Annotated in this window: 14 protein-coding genes and 1 other annotated feature; all 14 genes read right to left on the minus strand. The window is 47.7% G+C overall.

The annotated features are described in order from the left end of the window. Positions 1 to 11 precede the first annotated feature (11 nt). A complete protein-coding gene (locus tag BDD39_RS10635) occupies positions 12 to 1,583 on the minus strand; it encodes a class I adenylate-forming enzyme family protein (protein ID WP_166910520.1) in 1,572 nt (523 codons plus the stop codon). A gap of 111 nt (positions 1,584 to 1,694) precedes the next feature. Further along, positions 1,695 to 2,546, minus strand: coding sequence for a hypothetical protein (locus BDD39_RS10640; RefSeq protein ID WP_166910521.1), 852 nt, complete (start codon positions 2,544 to 2,546; stop codon positions 1,695 to 1,697). Positions 2,547 to 2,576: 30 nt separating this feature from the next. Beyond that, positions 2,577 to 4,817 carry a hydantoinase B/oxoprolinase family protein gene (locus BDD39_RS10645; RefSeq protein ID WP_166910522.1) on the minus strand — a complete coding sequence of 747 codons (2,241 nt, stop codon included), beginning with the start codon at positions 4,815 to 4,817 and terminating at the stop codon, positions 2,577 to 2,579. 18 nt (positions 4,818 to 4,835) lie between these two features. Continuing rightward, entirely contained in the window at positions 4,836 to 7,010 is a 2,175-nt protein-coding gene (locus BDD39_RS10650) for a hydantoinase/oxoprolinase family protein (RefSeq protein WP_166910523.1), read from the minus strand. Between the two features lie 3 nt (positions 7,011 to 7,013). Then, positions 7,014 to 7,361, minus strand: coding sequence for an acetone carboxylase subunit gamma (locus tag BDD39_RS10655; RefSeq protein ID WP_166910524.1), 348 nt, complete (start codon positions 7,359 to 7,361; stop codon positions 7,014 to 7,016). Next, entirely contained in the window at positions 7,361 to 9,301 is a 1,941-nt protein-coding gene (locus BDD39_RS10660; protein WP_208404374.1) for a hydantoinase/oxoprolinase family protein, read from the minus strand. The genes BDD39_RS10655 and BDD39_RS10660 overlap by 1 nt, the downstream gene beginning before the upstream one ends. 287 nt (positions 9,302 to 9,588) lie before the next feature. Continuing rightward, positions 9,589 to 11,355, minus strand: coding sequence for a sigma-54-dependent Fis family transcriptional regulator (locus tag BDD39_RS10665; protein ID WP_243846022.1), 1,767 nt, complete (start codon positions 11,353 to 11,355; stop codon positions 9,589 to 9,591). Positions 11,356 to 11,932: 577 nt separating this feature from the next. Further along, the gene (gene pheA / locus BDD39_RS10670) at positions 11,933 to 12,805 is read right to left on the minus strand and encodes a prephenate dehydratase (RefSeq protein WP_166910526.1); all 873 of its coding nucleotides are present in this window, start codon (positions 12,803 to 12,805) and stop codon (positions 11,933 to 11,935) included. A 21-nt stretch (positions 12,806 to 12,826) separates the two neighbouring features. Beyond that, positions 12,827 to 13,270 carry an ACT domain-containing protein gene (locus tag BDD39_RS10675; protein ID WP_166910527.1) on the minus strand — a complete coding sequence of 148 codons (444 nt, stop codon included), beginning with the start codon at positions 13,268 to 13,270 and terminating at the stop codon, positions 12,827 to 12,829. Positions 13,271 to 13,295: 25 nt separating this feature from the next. Continuing rightward, positions 13,296 to 14,582, minus strand: coding sequence for a GTPase ObgE (obgE, locus tag BDD39_RS10680; RefSeq protein ID WP_166910528.1), 1,287 nt, complete (start codon positions 14,580 to 14,582; stop codon positions 13,296 to 13,298). A 309-nt stretch (positions 14,583 to 14,891) separates the two neighbouring features. Beyond that, positions 14,892 to 15,434, minus strand: a complete 543-nt coding sequence (locus BDD39_RS10685; protein ID WP_166910529.1) for a sporulation initiation phosphotransferase B — start codon at positions 15,432 to 15,434, stop codon at positions 14,892 to 14,894. Positions 15,435 to 15,586: 152 nt separating this feature from the next. Continuing rightward, on the minus strand, positions 15,587 to 15,877 hold the full coding sequence (rpmA, locus tag BDD39_RS10690) for a 50S ribosomal protein L27 (RefSeq protein ID WP_017435526.1): 291 nt from the start codon (positions 15,875 to 15,877) through the stop codon (positions 15,587 to 15,589). A 16-nt stretch (positions 15,878 to 15,893) separates the two neighbouring features. Next, complete coding sequence (locus BDD39_RS10695) at positions 15,894 to 16,226, minus strand: ribosomal-processing cysteine protease Prp (protein ID WP_166910530.1); 333 nt, start codon at positions 16,224 to 16,226, stop codon at positions 15,894 to 15,896. A gap of 11 nt (positions 16,227 to 16,237) precedes the next feature. Then, positions 16,238 to 16,546 (minus strand): 50S ribosomal protein L21, encoded by a 309-nt coding sequence (gene rplU / locus BDD39_RS10700; protein WP_166910531.1) that lies wholly within the window; start codon positions 16,544 to 16,546, stop codon positions 16,238 to 16,240. Positions 16,547 to 16,562: 16 nt separating this feature from the next. Then, positions 16,563 to 16,643 (minus strand) — a sequence feature (ribosomal protein L21 leader region). Between the last annotated feature and the right edge of the window lie 9 nt (positions 16,644 to 16,652).

Raw genomic sequence — 16,652 nt, forward strand, 5'->3', positions numbered from 1 at the left:
CCCCTCCCTGTCTAATTGATATTCCGGCTTGCCAAATCCCAGTAAGGCTTGCGCAGCGCTTTTTTGTCGATTTTTCCATACGGGGTTAAAGGCAGTGCATCGACAAGTCGGATTTCCTTCGGCCACTTGTATTTGGATAGTTCCTTGGCGCACAGTTCCCGAATGCTTTCCTCCGTCAGGGAATGGCCTTCTTTTGGCACAATGATAGCCATTACCGCTTCTCCCCAGTCCGGGTGGGGAACTCCAATTACGGCAACCTGGCTTACTCCGGGATGCTTTTGAATGGCATTCTCGACTTCGGTCGTATACACGTTCATTCCGCCGGTAATGATCATGTCTTTCTTGCGGTCCAAGAGATAGACATACCCGTCTTCATCCATCATTCCCACGTCCCCCGTATGCAGCCAACCGTCTTTCAATGTTTCAGCAGTCTTATCTGGCTGCTTGTGATACCCGATCATATTGTACGGAGTCCATGCGACGATTTCGCCCTTCTCTCCGCGCGGAACTTCATTGCCTTCTTCATCCACAATTTTGACCTGGGCCATCGCTACCGGTTGTCCGCAGCTTCTTAACCGTCTTTCATAAGAGGGATCCATCGTGTGATCTGATTTTTTCAAGCGGGTAATGAAATTCGGCGCTTCGGATTGTCCAAACAGCTGCATAAAAACGGGCCCAAAGATTTCAAACCCCTGTTTTAGCCGTTCCACTGTAATCGGCGCTGCACCGTAGAGAATGGTTCGAAGCGAACTGAAATCATATTCCCGCCCCTGGATTTGGTCCATGACGCGATAAATCATAGTTGGCACCATAAATGTTAAGGTAATCCTGTTCTTTTCCAGATGATCGAGGACCCCTTGCGGATCGAATTTGCGTTCAATGAAATTGACGGTCCCTTTGATCAAGCCAGCCGATAGAATAAAACCTGCACTATGCGGCAAAGGAGATGTTAACAGTATTCTTTCATCATCCTGCAAACCAAGCTCAATGATATGTGAAAACAGATTTATCACAATGTTCTCTTGGGTATGTACAACCCCCTTGGGCAAACCGGTTGTCCCCCCGGTATACATAATCACGGCCAAGTTTTTCGAAGAAACGTTGACATCCACGTTGGTTTCCGGTTCATTGGCTTGAAAGTCTTCCCACGAAACAAAACCGTCCGGGCACTGTTCCGCCGGAGCAATCCCCACGATCTTTTTAAGTTCCGGTAAATCATCCTTGATTTTGTTCACAACATCGAAAAAGTTCCTGCCCACGATCACGACTTCCGCATTCGAGTCCTTTAATATATAAGAAATTTCTTTTTCTCCCAACATATCATTCAAAGGAACTTTTGCAGCACCAGCTTGAATGATGCCCATATCACTCATGACGTACTCCAAGCAGTTCGACATCAGCAATGCCACCCGGGTATCCGGTTTCACCCCGCAGCGAATCAATGCCCGGGCCACACGGTTGGCGGATTTCAGCAGTTCTCTATAGGTAACCGATTTCCCTTCAAATACTACGGCTATCTTTTCGCCATGTTGATAGAGCGCTTTTCGATAGAGACTTTTCAAAGTTAAATAGGGGTTGAACATAGTTGTACCTCCTTCTGGTATCGTCCACAAACCAATCCCTATGCCATTCGTTTTAGAAAAGAACCTCGTGACCCAGATAGGTCACGAGATTATGGATGGTTTCAAAATTCATTATGACCGCAGCTTTTGCAACTGGGACAGAACCATTTCCGGTTCAGCCTCTTCCGGAATTTCCCCATAAGCAAACCCACTATCGGAGAGTGGGGGCACATTTTGCTCACCCGACCAGAAGTCCCTGTTTAATCCCCCACCGATATTGAACCCCTTCTCCCAATAACCGCTTATTGCTGCTGGGTCTGCATTTGACATGAGATAGAAATCGACTTCATTGTCCCCTTCAGAAAACTCTACCGTCGCTCCGCTTAGGGATATTCCCACCGACCATTGATAATGGTTTGCCAGATTTACAATCGGCTGATACAGGGGGATCGCTTCCTTGTGCTGAATAACCGGATCAGCAGGTTCTTCCAACACAACGGCCGCCAAACCTGAGGTGGAAAAAGCGCGTACATATTCCGCTAAATACATGGCCGCAGCTTCCACATCATCGCTGTTTATAGAGATCTCTTGTCCCGGACGAACCTTTGTGTGCAGCCATTGAAGCCATTTTTGGGGAGAGGGGAGCGTTAAGACAATGGGCTGAACTCCCCGGTAAAGATTTTGCAATCCGGCTAACACTTCCCTCAAAAACTCCCGTGGTTCGTCAAGGGCAAGAAGCTTTTTCAAGGAGAATGTCGGTCTCTTTCCTGCCCATTCTTCAACTAAACCGGATTCCCGCTCCAATAGTCTTACATATACTTCACCTACAGGAATATTCAGTACGTCCGACCGCAGCAATCCCTGACCTTGGCTATAGACAGATAAAAAGGTATCCGGATTTTGCCAAATATCATTTCTTCCACCGGAAAACAGGCGTTTTGCGTAGGGAATAAAATCCAGCCACACCTTTCTTTTTAAATCCATTTGAATACTCCCCCCTTGCTGACTTGTTCGTTATTGTTTTTGTTTGTTTTTCAAGGCCTCCAGTTCCGCCTCCAATTGAGCGATTCGCACATCCTTCGGATTCGGCAGCCATACGGCCTTCAGGTTGCCTTCCGTCATTTTGTTGTCAGGCGATCCGGCATAGATCACTTCTCTCTCCTTCCAGCAGCCATAGAACGGAAGATGGGCAGGCGGTTCATCCGTTACCCAATTCTTCACGAATTCACGATAAGGAACACCGCGTTTTTTCCGTGCTTCTCTCTCCTGCCTCCGTGCTTCTTCGGTTTTTTCTACGTCCAGTACCAGTGTTTCCGGATCATAGAATACCTTGTAAATGTTATTGGCGGTTTCTTGCGAGATCAGATCTTCCTCCACGTCCTTAATCACCAATTTCGGATCACGGTCGAGCACGTCTCCGTATCCGCCGCCTGCCCCTTGCGTATAGATATAGATTTCGCCTTCTTCGGCCAGTTCAAACTGCATTCCGAAGTGATGCGTGGTGTAGGTGGCGTTTTCGAACGGACGATTGTTCATGATCTCTTCGGTTGTATAGACCATCTTTTCCGGTTCATTTTTCATAATCTCGAAAATATTGACGCCCTTGATTTTGCACAGCGGGTATGTCGGGCAGCCATAACCTCCAAAAATCCCATATGTGGACGGATATTTGGAACCGATGGTCGTTGACATGAACCCGAAGAAATCGGAATCCTTTTGCGTGATAAACATCTGATAACCCTGTCCGCCGCGATACTTCCCGAATCCTTGGTTGTCTTTCATCAAGCGGCGGGAAAGCTGCATAATCGGCACTTCTTCCTCAATCAGCTCTTGCTCCCCTTGCTCCGCCATCGGGGCAAAGATCGGCGCAATGGCATGCTCGCCGTCGAGGCCTTCCCTTGCTCCGCCCGGCATCCCGTTCAAGTCTGCGCACAGATTCCCCACGGTTTCCCCATGTTGGGTGACCCCACCATAGATACAAGTTCGAATCATGTTGTACCAAGGAGCCACAACCTTCGTCGCTTTTTCCGGGCTGCTGTACAAGAATTTGGCCAAAGCCGCCTGCGTTACCGTAAACGCCGGGAAGAAGGTCATCATACTTTGCGCGTTCGGAACGTCGTAGGAAGCATTGTAGATCGAATGTTCATCAATGATAAACTTCATCGGAGCCAATACCGCTTGGTTTCTTGGAAGATCCGGCCAGACAAAGGAAAGGAACAACTGGGCGAGCATCCCCTTCATCGCACTGGTGACCGAGTTGTTGGGGCGGTTGGCGAACTCGGGGGATGAGCCACGGAAATCAAGCGTGAGTTCATCTCCTTTTTTGGTCAGCTCGAGATTCACCTTAATCATCAGGTTTTCACGCAAGGTGCTGTCCGCAATTCCCATCATCCGCACTTTTCCATCTGGCCATTGGGAAATGCGGCGCTTGACTTCTTCGACCGTATCGTCCAAGGTTTTTCTCAATACCGCAATCACCGCATCCACGCCGTATTCCTCAATCGTTTCCTTAATGCGCTGTTCAATCCGGAGGGCGGCATGAAGCTTGGCTTTCATATCCACCAATTGCAATTTCGGCTCACGTACCGAGTTTTGGAAATACGTAACAAGGTCTTTGTAAAACTTATAATTTTCTCCGACCTTAACCGGTGAAATCATCAGCCCTTGGTCATACACCTGTTCGGCAGCGGATGGCATCCCTCCCGGTTCAATCGCTCCGTTTTCCCCTTCATGGACAACCGTAACGATCCAAGCGATTAACTCTCCTTCGTGGAAAACCGGCAAAATCAGGTTTTGGTCGGTATTGTGGACCCCGCCATAGCGGGCGTCGTTGTAATAAAAGATATCGCCTGGTTTGACGCCTACCTCAGGATCGTTCAACCAGTTTTGCACAATATATTTAACCCCGTATTGGGTACATCCGGCGAAGATGAGAACCCCGCCAGAGCTGACGATGGACAAATCCCCTTTCGCCGTAAAGATCCCGCAAACCAAATCACCCCATTTCGCGCCGGGTGCGGCCCCGATTTGCTCGAGCATTTCGAAAGCTTCGTTGGTTCCGGCCTGCATCTTGCTGCGCGCCACACTAAGCACGGAAGGATTGTTGACCTTGCGGATGGCTTCAATTTCCCTTTCCGTAATCGGAGCCAGAGTATGGTCTTGCATCAATTCCGGCGTTGGACCAAGGAAAAGGGTGGTTTCTTTTAAAAATTTCTCTACCAGCTCTTGTTCGCGTTTGTTCACATCAATAGCCATCGTTTCACACTCCCTTTTTTAATTTTTGGACAGCGATTCGAGTTCCATTTTTTCCCCAAGACTGTCCTTCCGGGTTCTGACGATCCAGGCCGAGTTTTGTTCACCCATCACCAATTTCCAACCCAGCTCAATCAAATACGTCGTGCGCGGCGATTCGACCAGCGCAGGTCCTTCGATCACCGAACCAGGTTCAATCGTTTGCGTGCGATACACATTGGTCAATACGGGACCTTCGATATCGACAAAGTAGCATTTACGTTGGCTATGCGGCTTCGGTGTTTTCGCTGGGCCTTCCACCGGCTTTTTGAATTTGACCCGATCTAGCTCGACGTAGGACAGGACACGAATCGTATTGATGCGAATCCCCGCTTCAGGCTGCTGGCTGCCTTCCCCAAAACGTTCACCATAGTTGACGCTGAAAGCCTCAACCAGTTGCAGCACATCGGACATGTTATTCAAGCGGTTGACGGGTGAGATAACGGAGGTCTGGGTCAATTGGTTTCCGTACCGCATGTCCAATTCCAAACGGTGCTGGATGGCTTCCGCTGGAATACCCTGGCGCAGCAGCTCTTCTTTTCCTGCCTCTTCCAATTCCTTTACATATTGATTGAAGCAGTCAAATTCGCTAAAGAGACTGCGCGTATTGGAATCATAAATGTTCATGAAAACGGATTTTTCATGAATATTGACGAGATTCATGATCCCCGCTCCCACTGCCGAGAAGATCGGAGAGAAAGGCGGAATGAGAATCTTCTCCATCTCAAGTACTTTGGCAATACCGCAGCAGTGCAGCGGACCGTTACCGCCATACGCCAGCAACGTGAAGTTTTTCGGGTCATATCCTTTTACGCCGAGTTCCTTGAAAATGGCATGGGCCATATTGGTGTCTACTTTCTTCTTGATCTGACGAGCCGCCTCCACCACATCGATATCCAGCTCTTCGCAAATCGCTTCGCGAATGGCAAATTCAGCGCGTTTTTTGTTCAAGCTGATATGGCCTTCGGCGTAATACCCCGGATCCAGATAACCTAAAATCAGGTCGGCATCCGTAACCGTCGGATTCGTTCCGCCGCGGTCGAAGCATGCCGGACCGGGATCGGAACCGGCGCTGGCTGGTCCTACTTCAATGTGTTTCAATGTTTTATCATAACGCGCGATGGAACCTCCGCCGGCACCGATAATCCCCAAATGGAGCATCGGGACGCTGACCAGCCAGCGGTCAATGACCGGGTTGAAATCATAGAAGCGGATCCCGCCGCCGACAACGATCCCGATATCGCAGCTTGTTCCCCCCATATCCATGGCCACCAGGTGCCCAACCTCAAATTCCTCCGAAAGGTGTTCAGCCGCATTGATCCCCGCAGTCGGACCGGAATGGATAGTTTGCAGGGCATGGGTGGAGTTCAGCTGAGCCATACCGCCGATATTGTGTACGACCAGCATCGGTTTGTTATAGCCGTATTCTTTCAGCGTCATTTCCAGCGAGCTCAACGCGTGATACATTTGGTCATGCAGGTAGGCATCCAAAATCGCGGAGGTGATGCGCACATACTCCCCTTTGCGTTCAGCAACCTGATGGGACAAAATAACCGGAATCGCGCCTAACATATGTGTTGGATATTCTTCGAGAATAATTTCTTCCACGCGGCGTTCGTGCACCGGATTGACGACGGAATTCATCAGACCGATGACGAACGCCTGGGCCCCGCGGTCAACAAGCAGGCGGATCTGCTTGCGAAGGTGTTCTTCATCGAGCGGCATCACGATCTCCCCTTTATAGTCGATCCGCTCGCGAACCCCTGCGATCATGGGAATCGGCACGATCGGTTCCGGACGCCGAGCGGCGGGCAAATCCTGCTGCTCCAGGGGGGTCAAGCCATCGCCATATCCACGGCCGCGGCTTAAAGGAACCTGACTCTCATACCCCGCTGTGGTCAATAAACCGATTTTCGGTCCTTTACGTTCGATGAGGGCGTTCGTTCCCAGTGTCGTTGCATATCGGACGGAATCCAATTGGGAAAGCACGGTACGAATGTCTTTCCCGAGCTCGTTGCACGCTTGCTCAAGTGCGTCCATAAAACCAAGCGCCAAATTGTGGTGAGTTGTTAACGCTTTCGTTTCCAGATAAATGTCATCCCATACCAAAAAGCAGTCGGTAAAGGTTCCACCAATATCCACACTTACTTGCTTCATGGCTCATTTCCCCTTTCTTGTTAAATAGCGCTCTTTTAAGGCATCGATATCAAATTCCATGTCATGAATCGGCGGATGGCCCGGCGGCAGATACTCCACTTCAACTTGGGTAGCGCAATTCGGGCAATAATACTCGAGGATTTGGCACCAAGTCGGATCCGGGGCGAAGGTAAATTCATACCAGTCCGGATTAATAATCGGTCGATGAATTTCCCGCGGGTCGCGATTGTACACAAGCAGACCTTCTTTATAGTTTTCGCGTGCCGGCGCTATCTCGTGATTGCACTTGCGGCAGCACCACAACTCTTTTTCCAGATCGATTGCCAAATACTCAGTCATATTGATTTTCATTACGATTTCCTCCCTTCATCATGGAGAAAGATGTCCTTGTTCTCGTTAATCCGGAATGTCCAGCCTTCCAATATGCGGCACGTGAAATATTCATCTTCAATCAAGGCCGGGCCAACACCGGCAGCACCTGGCTGCAAGTCATCGAAGCGGTAAACAGGAACCTCAACCGCTTGATTGACTGCATGAAGGATCGATTTCTGATAAGCCGGTTGCGGCTTGTAGTCTTTCAGTTCCTTGTTCTCTTCCAACTTAAAGTGAGAGATTGGCTTGACCACCTTCAGATGAAGTCGAATATCCGACACACCTTCCAAAGCGACATTCAATCCGTCCTTCTTATCAAAATCTATGGTTTGGTACTCGCCTTCACGGAAAAAGCTGAGATGGGTGTGAATCGTACACTCGGAAATGTCAAACCCTTCGGCAAACATATCCCGTTTTGCACGTTCTTCCAACTGGTCGAGTTTTTCTTGCAATACCTGACGGTTCAGTTCGACAATGTTCGCTTGATATTCATGTGCAATATCACTGAAGGTAATTCCGAAAGCACTGAAAACTGCAGCCAAGCGAGGTACGATAATCTGTTTGATTCCTGCCGCTCTCGCCACACCGCAAGCGCTCATCGGTCCGGCACCGCCAAAAGCCAGCAAGGTCACTTCATCCGCTTGATTTTGATAGACCCTCAATCCGTCAGCGATTTTCTTCACATATGCCTGTTCCATTTTTAAAAGAGCATCTTCCAGGCCGATCCCCAACGGCTTCGCGATTTTTTCCTCAATTGCCGACTTGGCACGGGATTCATCGAGAACCATGCTGCCGCGGAAATAAGAACGGGAATCCAATACTCCCATGAGAAGATAAGCATCCGTAATCGTAGGTTCCGTACCTCCACGCCCGAAGCATGCTGGCCCAGGTGCTGCCCCTACACTTTCCGGCCCCACCACAATCTCTCCGTCGACCACCTTAAAGATCGAGCTTCCTCCTGCACCTACGCTAATCAGGTCGCATAACGAGAATGGTGTGGAAATCCCTTCGATCCTTCCGTATACATCCTCCTTAATCTGGCCTGCCTTTACCAAACCAATATCGGATGTCGTTCCTCCAATATCCAAGGTCAATAATGCCGGGATCTTGTAGTGTTGGGCTAAAGCCTTCGTCCCTTCCATTCCTCCACGCGGACCCGACCCATAGGTTTTGATCGCTGTGGTTTTGGCCACTCTCGCCGAGTTTCCATCATTGTGAAAAATAAGCATCGGGTTTTTCACGCGGTATTCCCGCAAAAAGTTTTCCGCATTATACAAAAAGCGTTCCATCCCCGGGTGAAGGAAGGAATTGATCAAGGCTCCCCATGTCCGCTTAACGTCATCTTGGTCTTCCACCAGTTCATGGGAAAACAGGACTGGAACCGCTCCTAGCAAGTGGCGTGGATACTTGCGCAGAATGATATTGCGAATTTTCCCTTCGTCTTCCACCATTGTAGGCCCGCCCAGACTGACCACCAGCCGGTTGGCACCCTGTGACAGCAATCGGTTGACGGCCTCTACGACTCTCGCTTCCAGTTTGCTTTGCTCTTCGTTGACGTCGATTCCCACCACCCGATCATCCACCATGGCCGCAAACATCTCTCTCTCTTCCTGACCCTCGAGGAGAAAGGCCGGGTCCACCCCTTCGCGCAAAATCAAGCCAAGACGTGGGCCTTTTTTCTGGACGATAGCATTCGTGCCCGCCGTAGTGGAATAGCGGATATAGTCTGTCTCTGCTAAAAGCTTTTGCAGGTTTTCCTGTCCGTACAGCTCCTTTGAACCCGCTTTCAAAACTTCAATGAAACATTTGGTCAAATCATAAGGTGTTGTCAATGTCTTGGTGCGGACTACTTGCTCTCCGGCCACGAGGCAAACGTCCGTGAAGGTTCCGCCGTTGTCGATGTTGATTAATATTCCCACATTGGATTCTCCTTTCTTTTTCTGTTTTTTGTGCGCAATAGCCTGCTAATGGTTGCTAACGCTTGATTCCCCCCTTTTTCTCATTTCTGCTTTTTTATATTGCAAGAAGTGTGCCAACTTAGAATGATGATTAAATTGTCTGAAAATAACAAAAAAAGAGGCATTTCTGCCCCTTTTTGTCTTTTTATCATCCTTTTTGTTACTTTTGTGACAAATGTGACACATGTAACATTTTTTAAATTTGTGACAATTAAAATATTTGTGACAATTTGAATATCCGATGAACCTTATTCCAAACCAAATTCTTTCAGTTTGCGGTAAATCGTCATCCGGGACACGTTTAGCAGCCGCGCTGCTTCCGATACACATCCATTTGTTTTCTTCAGAACTTCGATCAAAATTTCCCGGGTCAGCTTCTTTTTTCGCCCTGCCCATTGGCTGGATTCGTAGGTTTTGTTTAAATCCGTTGATGGTTTTTCCATTCCCATCAGCAGTTCCTGTGGAAGATCATTGATCGTGATGACCTGGCCATCGGAATGAAAAATGGCTTGTTCCACTACATTTTTCAACTGCCTGATATTCCCCGGCCACTGGTAAGAATGGAAAATCCCCCATACCTCATCCTCGATTTGCGGACAAGTCTTCCCTTCACAGGCGTCGCGAAGAAAAGATTCAACCAACAAAGAAATGTCGCCGCGCCGCTCTCTTAATGGAGGAACCGATAAGGAAATGACATTCAGCCTATGGTAAAGATCTTCTCGGAAATTACCTTTTTTGATCTCTTTTTTCAAATCCTTATGCGTAGCGGCAATAACCCTTACATCAATAGGAATCGGCTCCGTTCCGCCAATAGGGAAAACCGCGCGTTCCTCTAGTACCCGGAGAAGACACACTTGCGCATCCAACGGGAGATCCCCAATCTCATCCAGAAAAATAGTTCCTTTGTCAGCGAGAAGAAATTTTCCCTTCTTTCCTTGTGATTTTGCCCCAGTAAACGCTCCTCCCTCATAACCGAATAATTCGCTTGCCACCAGTTCCTTGGGGATCGCGCCACAGTTAACTCCAACAAACGGACCTTGCCGTCGGGGGCCATAGGCGTGGATGGACTGTGCCAGAACCTCCTTGCCCGTTCCCGTTTCACCGGTAATCAACACCGTTTTATCGCTGAATGATGCTTTTCCTGCCAACTTGATCAATCTGATCATCGACGGTTCCTTCGTCAGCAGATGGTTAAAGCAATACCTGGTGCTATTGCCCTTTGGGCGGACGTGTATGGACGTTTTGCTGCCGATCTTCTGAAAAATGGCCATTCCCCCAAACAAATAGGTCCCCATTTTATACGGTTGGATGCGGATCCGCCAATCCGTTCCATCTTTTCCGCGAAACAACGCCTGCATTCCTTTGTTCGACAGATCCTTCAAATCTTTCTGGTAAATCGGGGCATCCATGTAACTTTCTATACGTTCTCCTATTTTAATTCCGAGCAAAAATTTAGCAGCATCATTATGCCGGGTGATCCTTCCATCCATGTCAAAAATAACGAAAGGGTCATGAATGGTATCCAACACAGATTTAAACGAGAAAATATTTTGCTGCATGAGATGGAATCCGATAGCTTGCTCGATCTTTTGCGCCTGGCTGACGACCCAAAAGATATCGTGGGCTTGTACCAGCTTTTTCTTTCCTGTCATATTTAATACACCAATAATCTGCTCTGTAAACGGGTCACGGATAGGAGCGGCAGAGCAAACCCACGGATGCCAACCTTGGCAGAAATGTTCAGCCGAAAAAATCTGCACCGGCTTTTTCTCCATCAGCGCTGTTCCAATGGCATTCGTTCCCGCTACTTGCTCGTTCCAGTCCGCACCCGGTTGAAATCGGATACGCTCTAACATGCGCTTCGTATTCTCATTGGCTTTTCCTTCAAGAATGATTCCATCATGATCACACAATACCACCATGATGTCTTCATCATTGAAATAACGAAACATCTCTTCTATATAAGGTCGTGCAAGATCAAGCAAAAATCGGTGCTGTTCCTTTTTTGCAAGCAAGGAGGAGTTCTCGTAAACCATCCTCGCTTCTTTTTTCAAGGGATCTACCTGGTTTCGTACGCAGCGCTCCCAAGAAGATGTAATGATAGGTCGGTAACCATATGGCAATACGCCGTCTACAAAAAAGCGCTCCCAATTTTTTTTGAGAGTTTTCTCCAAATGGTTAAAATCATCAAACCGGCTCAAAACCCTTTCAGGCATACAAGTCCTCCCCCCCTCATCTGCTATAAGACAATTATCCTATTTCTCTTTTGTCAGAAACAGTCGCACCGTAATTCAGTCGAGGCCAATGCCGGTCTTGCAACGAAAACAAATGCGATGATGAGACTGGAACAATCTCTCATCTTGTCGAAACCACCCTTTCGTTTTTCGATCAACTTGAACAAAAAGAAACATAACACCTCCCATTCCTGAAAGTTATCAATGCTAAACGATTGTATATGTATTAAATATTATAATAATTAAAAATAAATTGAAAGTTCTGTATTTAAATTAGTCTGAAAATACTAGCAAATAAAAACGAGGCAAAAAAAAATGACACCTGAAAAACAGGTATCATAATAAATAACATATTGAGCTATTTTACGTTTTTCGCTTCCTTTGTAATCGAATAATACGGATAACTTCCTAACACTTGCACAGAGCATCCGAGCGCTTCGATTTCCGCGATGGCTCCGGGGATGAGCACCTCATCCATCTTTTGGTCAATATCAATGATAAAAAAGTAGTTTCCTAATCCCGTTTTGGCAGGGCGCGACTCAATTTTCGTCAAGTTTAATTTGCGCCACGCAAACGCGGACAGCACCTGGTGCAGCGCGCCGGGCTGATCTTTTGGAAGCATGACGACAATCGTCGTTTTATCGCCCGCGTAAAGCGGCGAATCGATATCCAGCGGCTTATTTTGTTTGCGGACGACGATAAAGCGCGTATGGTTATAATCGTAGTCGTGAATGTTTTCGCGCACGATCGTCAGCCCGTACTCTTGTGCCGCTAATCGGTTGGCGATCGCTGCAATCGGAAGGTGCGGGTGCTCACTGACAAATTTGGCCGCCGCGCTTGTCGATGTCATATACACCTGTTTGGCGTTTTTCAAAGACGTATGCAAAAATTTATGACATTGGGCGATCGCGTGGGAGTGCGAATAAACTTCTTTTATCTCCCTCCAATGATGGGCGTGGTACGGATGCACCATTAAATGCTGCTGAATCGGGGCGATAATTTCTCCGACGATCGGCAGCAATTGTTCATGAATTAAATAGTCCAACGTTAAATTCACGGATCCTTCTAACGCATTTTCCAGCGGCACGACGCCGGCATCGACCTTTCCCTCACTGACGGCATCGATGCATTCTGGAATCGTATCGTATGGAATTTTTTCACTATGCGGAAACATCGTCGTTACCGCTAAGTCCGTAAATGTCGCTTTTGGTCCTAAATAGCCTATTTTCATTATCTTGCCTCTCCCCTTGCGTTAATACACTCCTGAACCGACAATCTCTACCTTTTCGACAAATTCGAGCCGCCGCAATTTCGAAAGCAGCTCATTGATATCTTCTTTCATTTCATTGGTGCTGATGGATAACGTAACATTGGCACGGCCTTGGAGCGGAATCGTCTGATGAATCGTCAGCACGTTGCAGCCGGCGGCGGCGACAACGCCAAGCAGTTGGGAAAGCGTGCCGGAACGGTCTTCTAAATGAAAAAATAACGTAACAATATTTTCCTTGATTACGGCTTGGAACGGAAATACCGCGTCACGGTATTTATAAAATACGCTCCTGCTAATATCAACGAGCTGCACCGCCTCAGCCACCGAATCGACTTTTTTGCGCTCGATCAATTCTTTGGCCAACAGCACTTTTTTCATCGCTTCCGGCAATACGTCCTCGCGAACTAAGTAAAATTTTTTATCCAATGAAGCCTCCCCTGCCCCCTTCACATTAATCGACAAATTCAAATTCATAATCGAGCAGCCTTACAATGTCGCCATCTTTCGCTCCTCGTTCGCGCAGCGCGTCATCCACTCCCATTGCCCGCAGCTGCCGCGCAAAGCGGCGGACGGATTCTTCCCTTGAAAAGTCGGTCATTTTAAATAGTTTTTCTACTTTTTCTCCGGATAAAATAAACGCACCATCGCTGCCTCTTGTAATCGTAAACGGCGGCGCCTCTTTTTCATACTTGTAGACGACGCGCTGCACCGCTGGCTCTTCCACTTCGTGAAGCGGGAATTCCGGCGTCGTTTCTAACAGGTCGGCGATGGCAAATAGCATCTCGCGCACCCCTTGTCTTGTTACCGCAGAAATTGGAAAAATCGGCACGTTGTCTCCGATTTTTTCTTTAAACTTTTGCAAGTTTTCTTCGGCATTCGGCATGTCCATTTTATTGGCGGCAATAATTTGCGGGCGTTCCGTCAGGCGCAGATTGTATTGTTTTAACTCCTCATTGATCACTAAATAATCTTCGTACGGATCCCGCCCTTCCGTCGCCGCCATATCAATGACATGGACGATGACGCGCGTCCGTTCGATATGGCGCAAAAACTGATGGCCTAACCCGACTCCTTGATGGGCGCCTTCAATCAGTCCAGGAAGATCGGCCATGACAAAGCTTCTGCCGTCATCCGTTTCGACGACGCCTAAATTAGGAACGAGCGTAGTAAAATGGTATTCGGCAATTTTTGGCTTCGCCGCGGAAACGACAGAAAGAAGCGTCGATTTTCCGACACTTGGAAAACCGACTAAGCCGACATCGGCAAGCAGCTTCAATTCCAGAATGACGTTGCGTTCTTCTCCCGGCTCCCCATTTTCGGCAATTTCCGGCGCCGGGTTTGCTGGGGTGGCAAAACGTGTATTTCCCCGTCCGCCGCGCCCTCCTTTTGCGACGACAAACCGTTGGCCGTTTTCCGTTAAATCGGCCAGCACTTGACTCGTATCCGCATCGATGACAACCGTACCCGGCGGAACTTTTACGATCAAATCTTCCCCGTTTTTTCCGTGCTGATTTTTCGACATGCCATTTTCCCCTCGCGCCGCCTTAAAATGGCGCTGATAGCGGAAATCCATCAGCGTCCTTAATCCTTCGTCGACGACGAAGACAACATCTCCGCCTTTTCCGCCATCACCGCCGGCAGGACCGCCTTTTGGCACGTATTTTTCACGGCGAAACGCAACCATTCCGTTGCCGCCGTCGCCTCCTTTTACATAAATTTTCACTTGGTCGACAAACATCTTCGTTCCTCCGATCTGTTGTTGAAATGCTATCACTGTTTATTATTGTATACAAAAGCAAAGAAAAGGCTGTCAATAGTATATTGCTTCATAAAGAAAAAGCAAAAAAGATGCAAATAGGAAAAAGTACCGGGCAACAGCATATTTACCTGCCAAGCTCGGCCAACTGCCACGCATTAGCGTAACGAAGGCAAGTCCATGACTTGCCTCCGTCAGCCGAAAAACCGTGTGGCAAACTTTTTATTTCATCAGAATGGAACTTTTAACGCTGCACACGAAAAATAAATAATTTTTCTATTATGTCCATACTTAGCTAAATGCAATTTTGATCAATACAGTCATTTCGTCCGTATGTATGTCAAAAGAGTCAAGATAAATGGAAGGGGATGGTGGATGGCGATAAAGCCAGTCTCTAATCGCATTGGTATCTTCCATCGCCCCGCTATAATCAAAAAATATGTTTACCTCTTCCGGCATTACTTCAATGGAAATGCTCATATGATTTTCCCGCCGCGCATCCGCCTGCCTCTCCATAAACGCTAAAAAGCTGCTGCTCCATTGCGTTAAATCTTCATCATAAAGCGACAAATCACGTTCCTCGCCAAGCACTTCATACTCCAAGGAAATAAGTCGCGGCTGCCAGTTATAAGTCATAAGCAGCTCGGCAAATTGCACCGCTTTTAAATTGGTCAGCTTTGTTTCGTGCTGCATCTCGCAAATAATGTCATTGATAATTTCGTAAACCCGCTCTATTTTATTTAGCGCCAAATTTCCTTTAATGAGCTGAATTTTATTTAGCCAGTCATGGCGAGAATGGCGCAATACATCGACGATTCTCCATTGCTTCTCCATCTAAAGCGCTCCTATTCCTAAATTACAAAACTTCATCACTTTACTGTTTATCTTTACTATAGCATTTTTTTACAACAATCGTGAATGGTTTTTCATCTTTTTCGGAAAAACAAAAAACTCTAACCAAAAGGTTAGAGTTTTTTCACGTTTACTTATGCTTCTTTGCTGACAGGATAGACGCTCACTTTTTTGCGGTCGCGGCCAAGACGTTCAAAACGAACGATGCCGTCGATTTTTGCGTAAAGCGTATCATCGCCGCCGCGTCCTACGTTCAAACCTGGATGAACTTTCGTACCGCGTTGACGATAAAGAATCGAACCGCCAGTAACGAATTGGCCGTCAGCGCGTTTTGCCCCAAGGCGTTTCGCGATGGAATCGCGACCGTTTTTCGTCGAACCTACCCCTTTTTTCGAAGCGAAAAATTGGAGATCTAGTCTTAACATCCGTGTCACCTCCTGGCTATCGCTGAATAATGCGAATGTACTTTCCGTAATCACGCTCGATCGTTTGCAGGGAAACGAGCATTGCTTCTAAGAGAAGCTGAACTTTCTCTGCCGTCGCTGCATCTTCCATTTCAGGAAGCTCACAGCGAAGATAGCCGCCTTCTTCACCTTGCGTAATATACGGCCGAGTCTTTGTCAGCGCTTCGATCGCATTGACGATGCCGAACGATACGGCCGACGCGCCTGCACAAACAATATCTTGTCCGCGTTCGGCAAAATTCGCATGCCCTTTCATCGTAAACGCGCGAATTTTGCCTTCCTTCGTGCGTTCAATTTCTACTTTGATCATCGGCAACGCCTTTATGCATTAATTTTTTCGATAACTACTTTCGTATAAGGTTGGCGATGACCTTGTTTGCGGCGATAGTTCTTTTTCGGCTTATATTTGAACACGATAATTTTCTTTTGACGGCCATGTTTTTGCACTTTCGCCGTTACCGTTGCCCCTTCAACTGTAGGGTTTCCGATTTTTACCGTTTCACCGCCGACCAATAACACTTTATCAAAGGTTACTGTTTCGCCTTCTTGGGCATCGATTTTTTCAATGTAAATTTCTTGCCCTTCTTCTACTTTAATTTGTTTACCGCCAGTTTCAATAATTGCGTACATCAAACTGCACCTCCTTATATAGACTCAGACTCGCCAGCGACAAGGCGGTTCTCGTGACAGAACGCTTTGTACCCGCGCTGAGCGGTTGTAGTACGGGTGCTGTAAA

Origin of the sequence: Saccharococcus thermophilus (assembly GCF_011761475.1) — a bacterium.
Lineage (GTDB): Bacteria > Bacillota > Bacilli > Bacillales > Anoxybacillaceae > Saccharococcus > Saccharococcus thermophilus.

Excerpts from the sequence above, each read along its gene's own strand:
- BDD39_RS10635 (WP_166910520.1), bottom strand. The coding sequence starts at position 1,583 with ATGTTCAACCCCTATTTAACTTTGAAAAGTCTCTATCGAAAAGCGCTC.
- BDD39_RS10640 (WP_166910521.1), bottom strand. The coding sequence starts at position 2,546 with ATGGATTTAAAAAGAAAGGTGTGGCTGGATTTTATTCCCTACGCAAAA.
- BDD39_RS10645 (WP_166910522.1), bottom strand. The coding sequence starts at position 4,817 with ATGGCTATTGATGTGAACAAACGCGAACAAGAGCTGGTAGAGAAATTT.
- BDD39_RS10650 (WP_166910523.1), bottom strand. The coding sequence starts at position 7,010 with ATGAAGCAAGTAAGTGTGGATATTGGTGGAACCTTTACCGACTGCTTT.
- BDD39_RS10655 (WP_166910524.1), bottom strand. The coding sequence starts at position 7,361 with ATGAAAATCAATATGACTGAGTATTTGGCAATCGATCTGGAAAAAGAG.
- pheA (WP_166910526.1), bottom strand. The coding sequence starts at position 12,805 with ATGAAAATAGGCTATTTAGGACCAAAAGCGACATTTACGGACTTAGCG.
- obgE (WP_166910528.1), bottom strand. The coding sequence starts at position 14,582 with ATGTTTGTCGACCAAGTGAAAATTTATGTAAAAGGAGGCGACGGCGGC.
- BDD39_RS10685 (WP_166910529.1), bottom strand. The coding sequence starts at position 15,434 with ATGGAGAAGCAATGGAGAATCGTCGATGTATTGCGCCATTCTCGCCAT.
- rpmA (WP_017435526.1), bottom strand. The coding sequence starts at position 15,877 with ATGTTAAGACTAGATCTCCAATTTTTCGCTTCGAAAAAAGGGGTAGGT.
- BDD39_RS10695 (WP_166910530.1), bottom strand. The coding sequence starts at position 16,226 with ATGATCAAAGTAGAAATTGAACGCACGAAGGAAGGCAAAATTCGCGCG.
- rplU (WP_166910531.1), bottom strand. The coding sequence starts at position 16,546 with ATGTACGCAATTATTGAAACTGGCGGTAAACAAATTAAAGTAGAAGAA.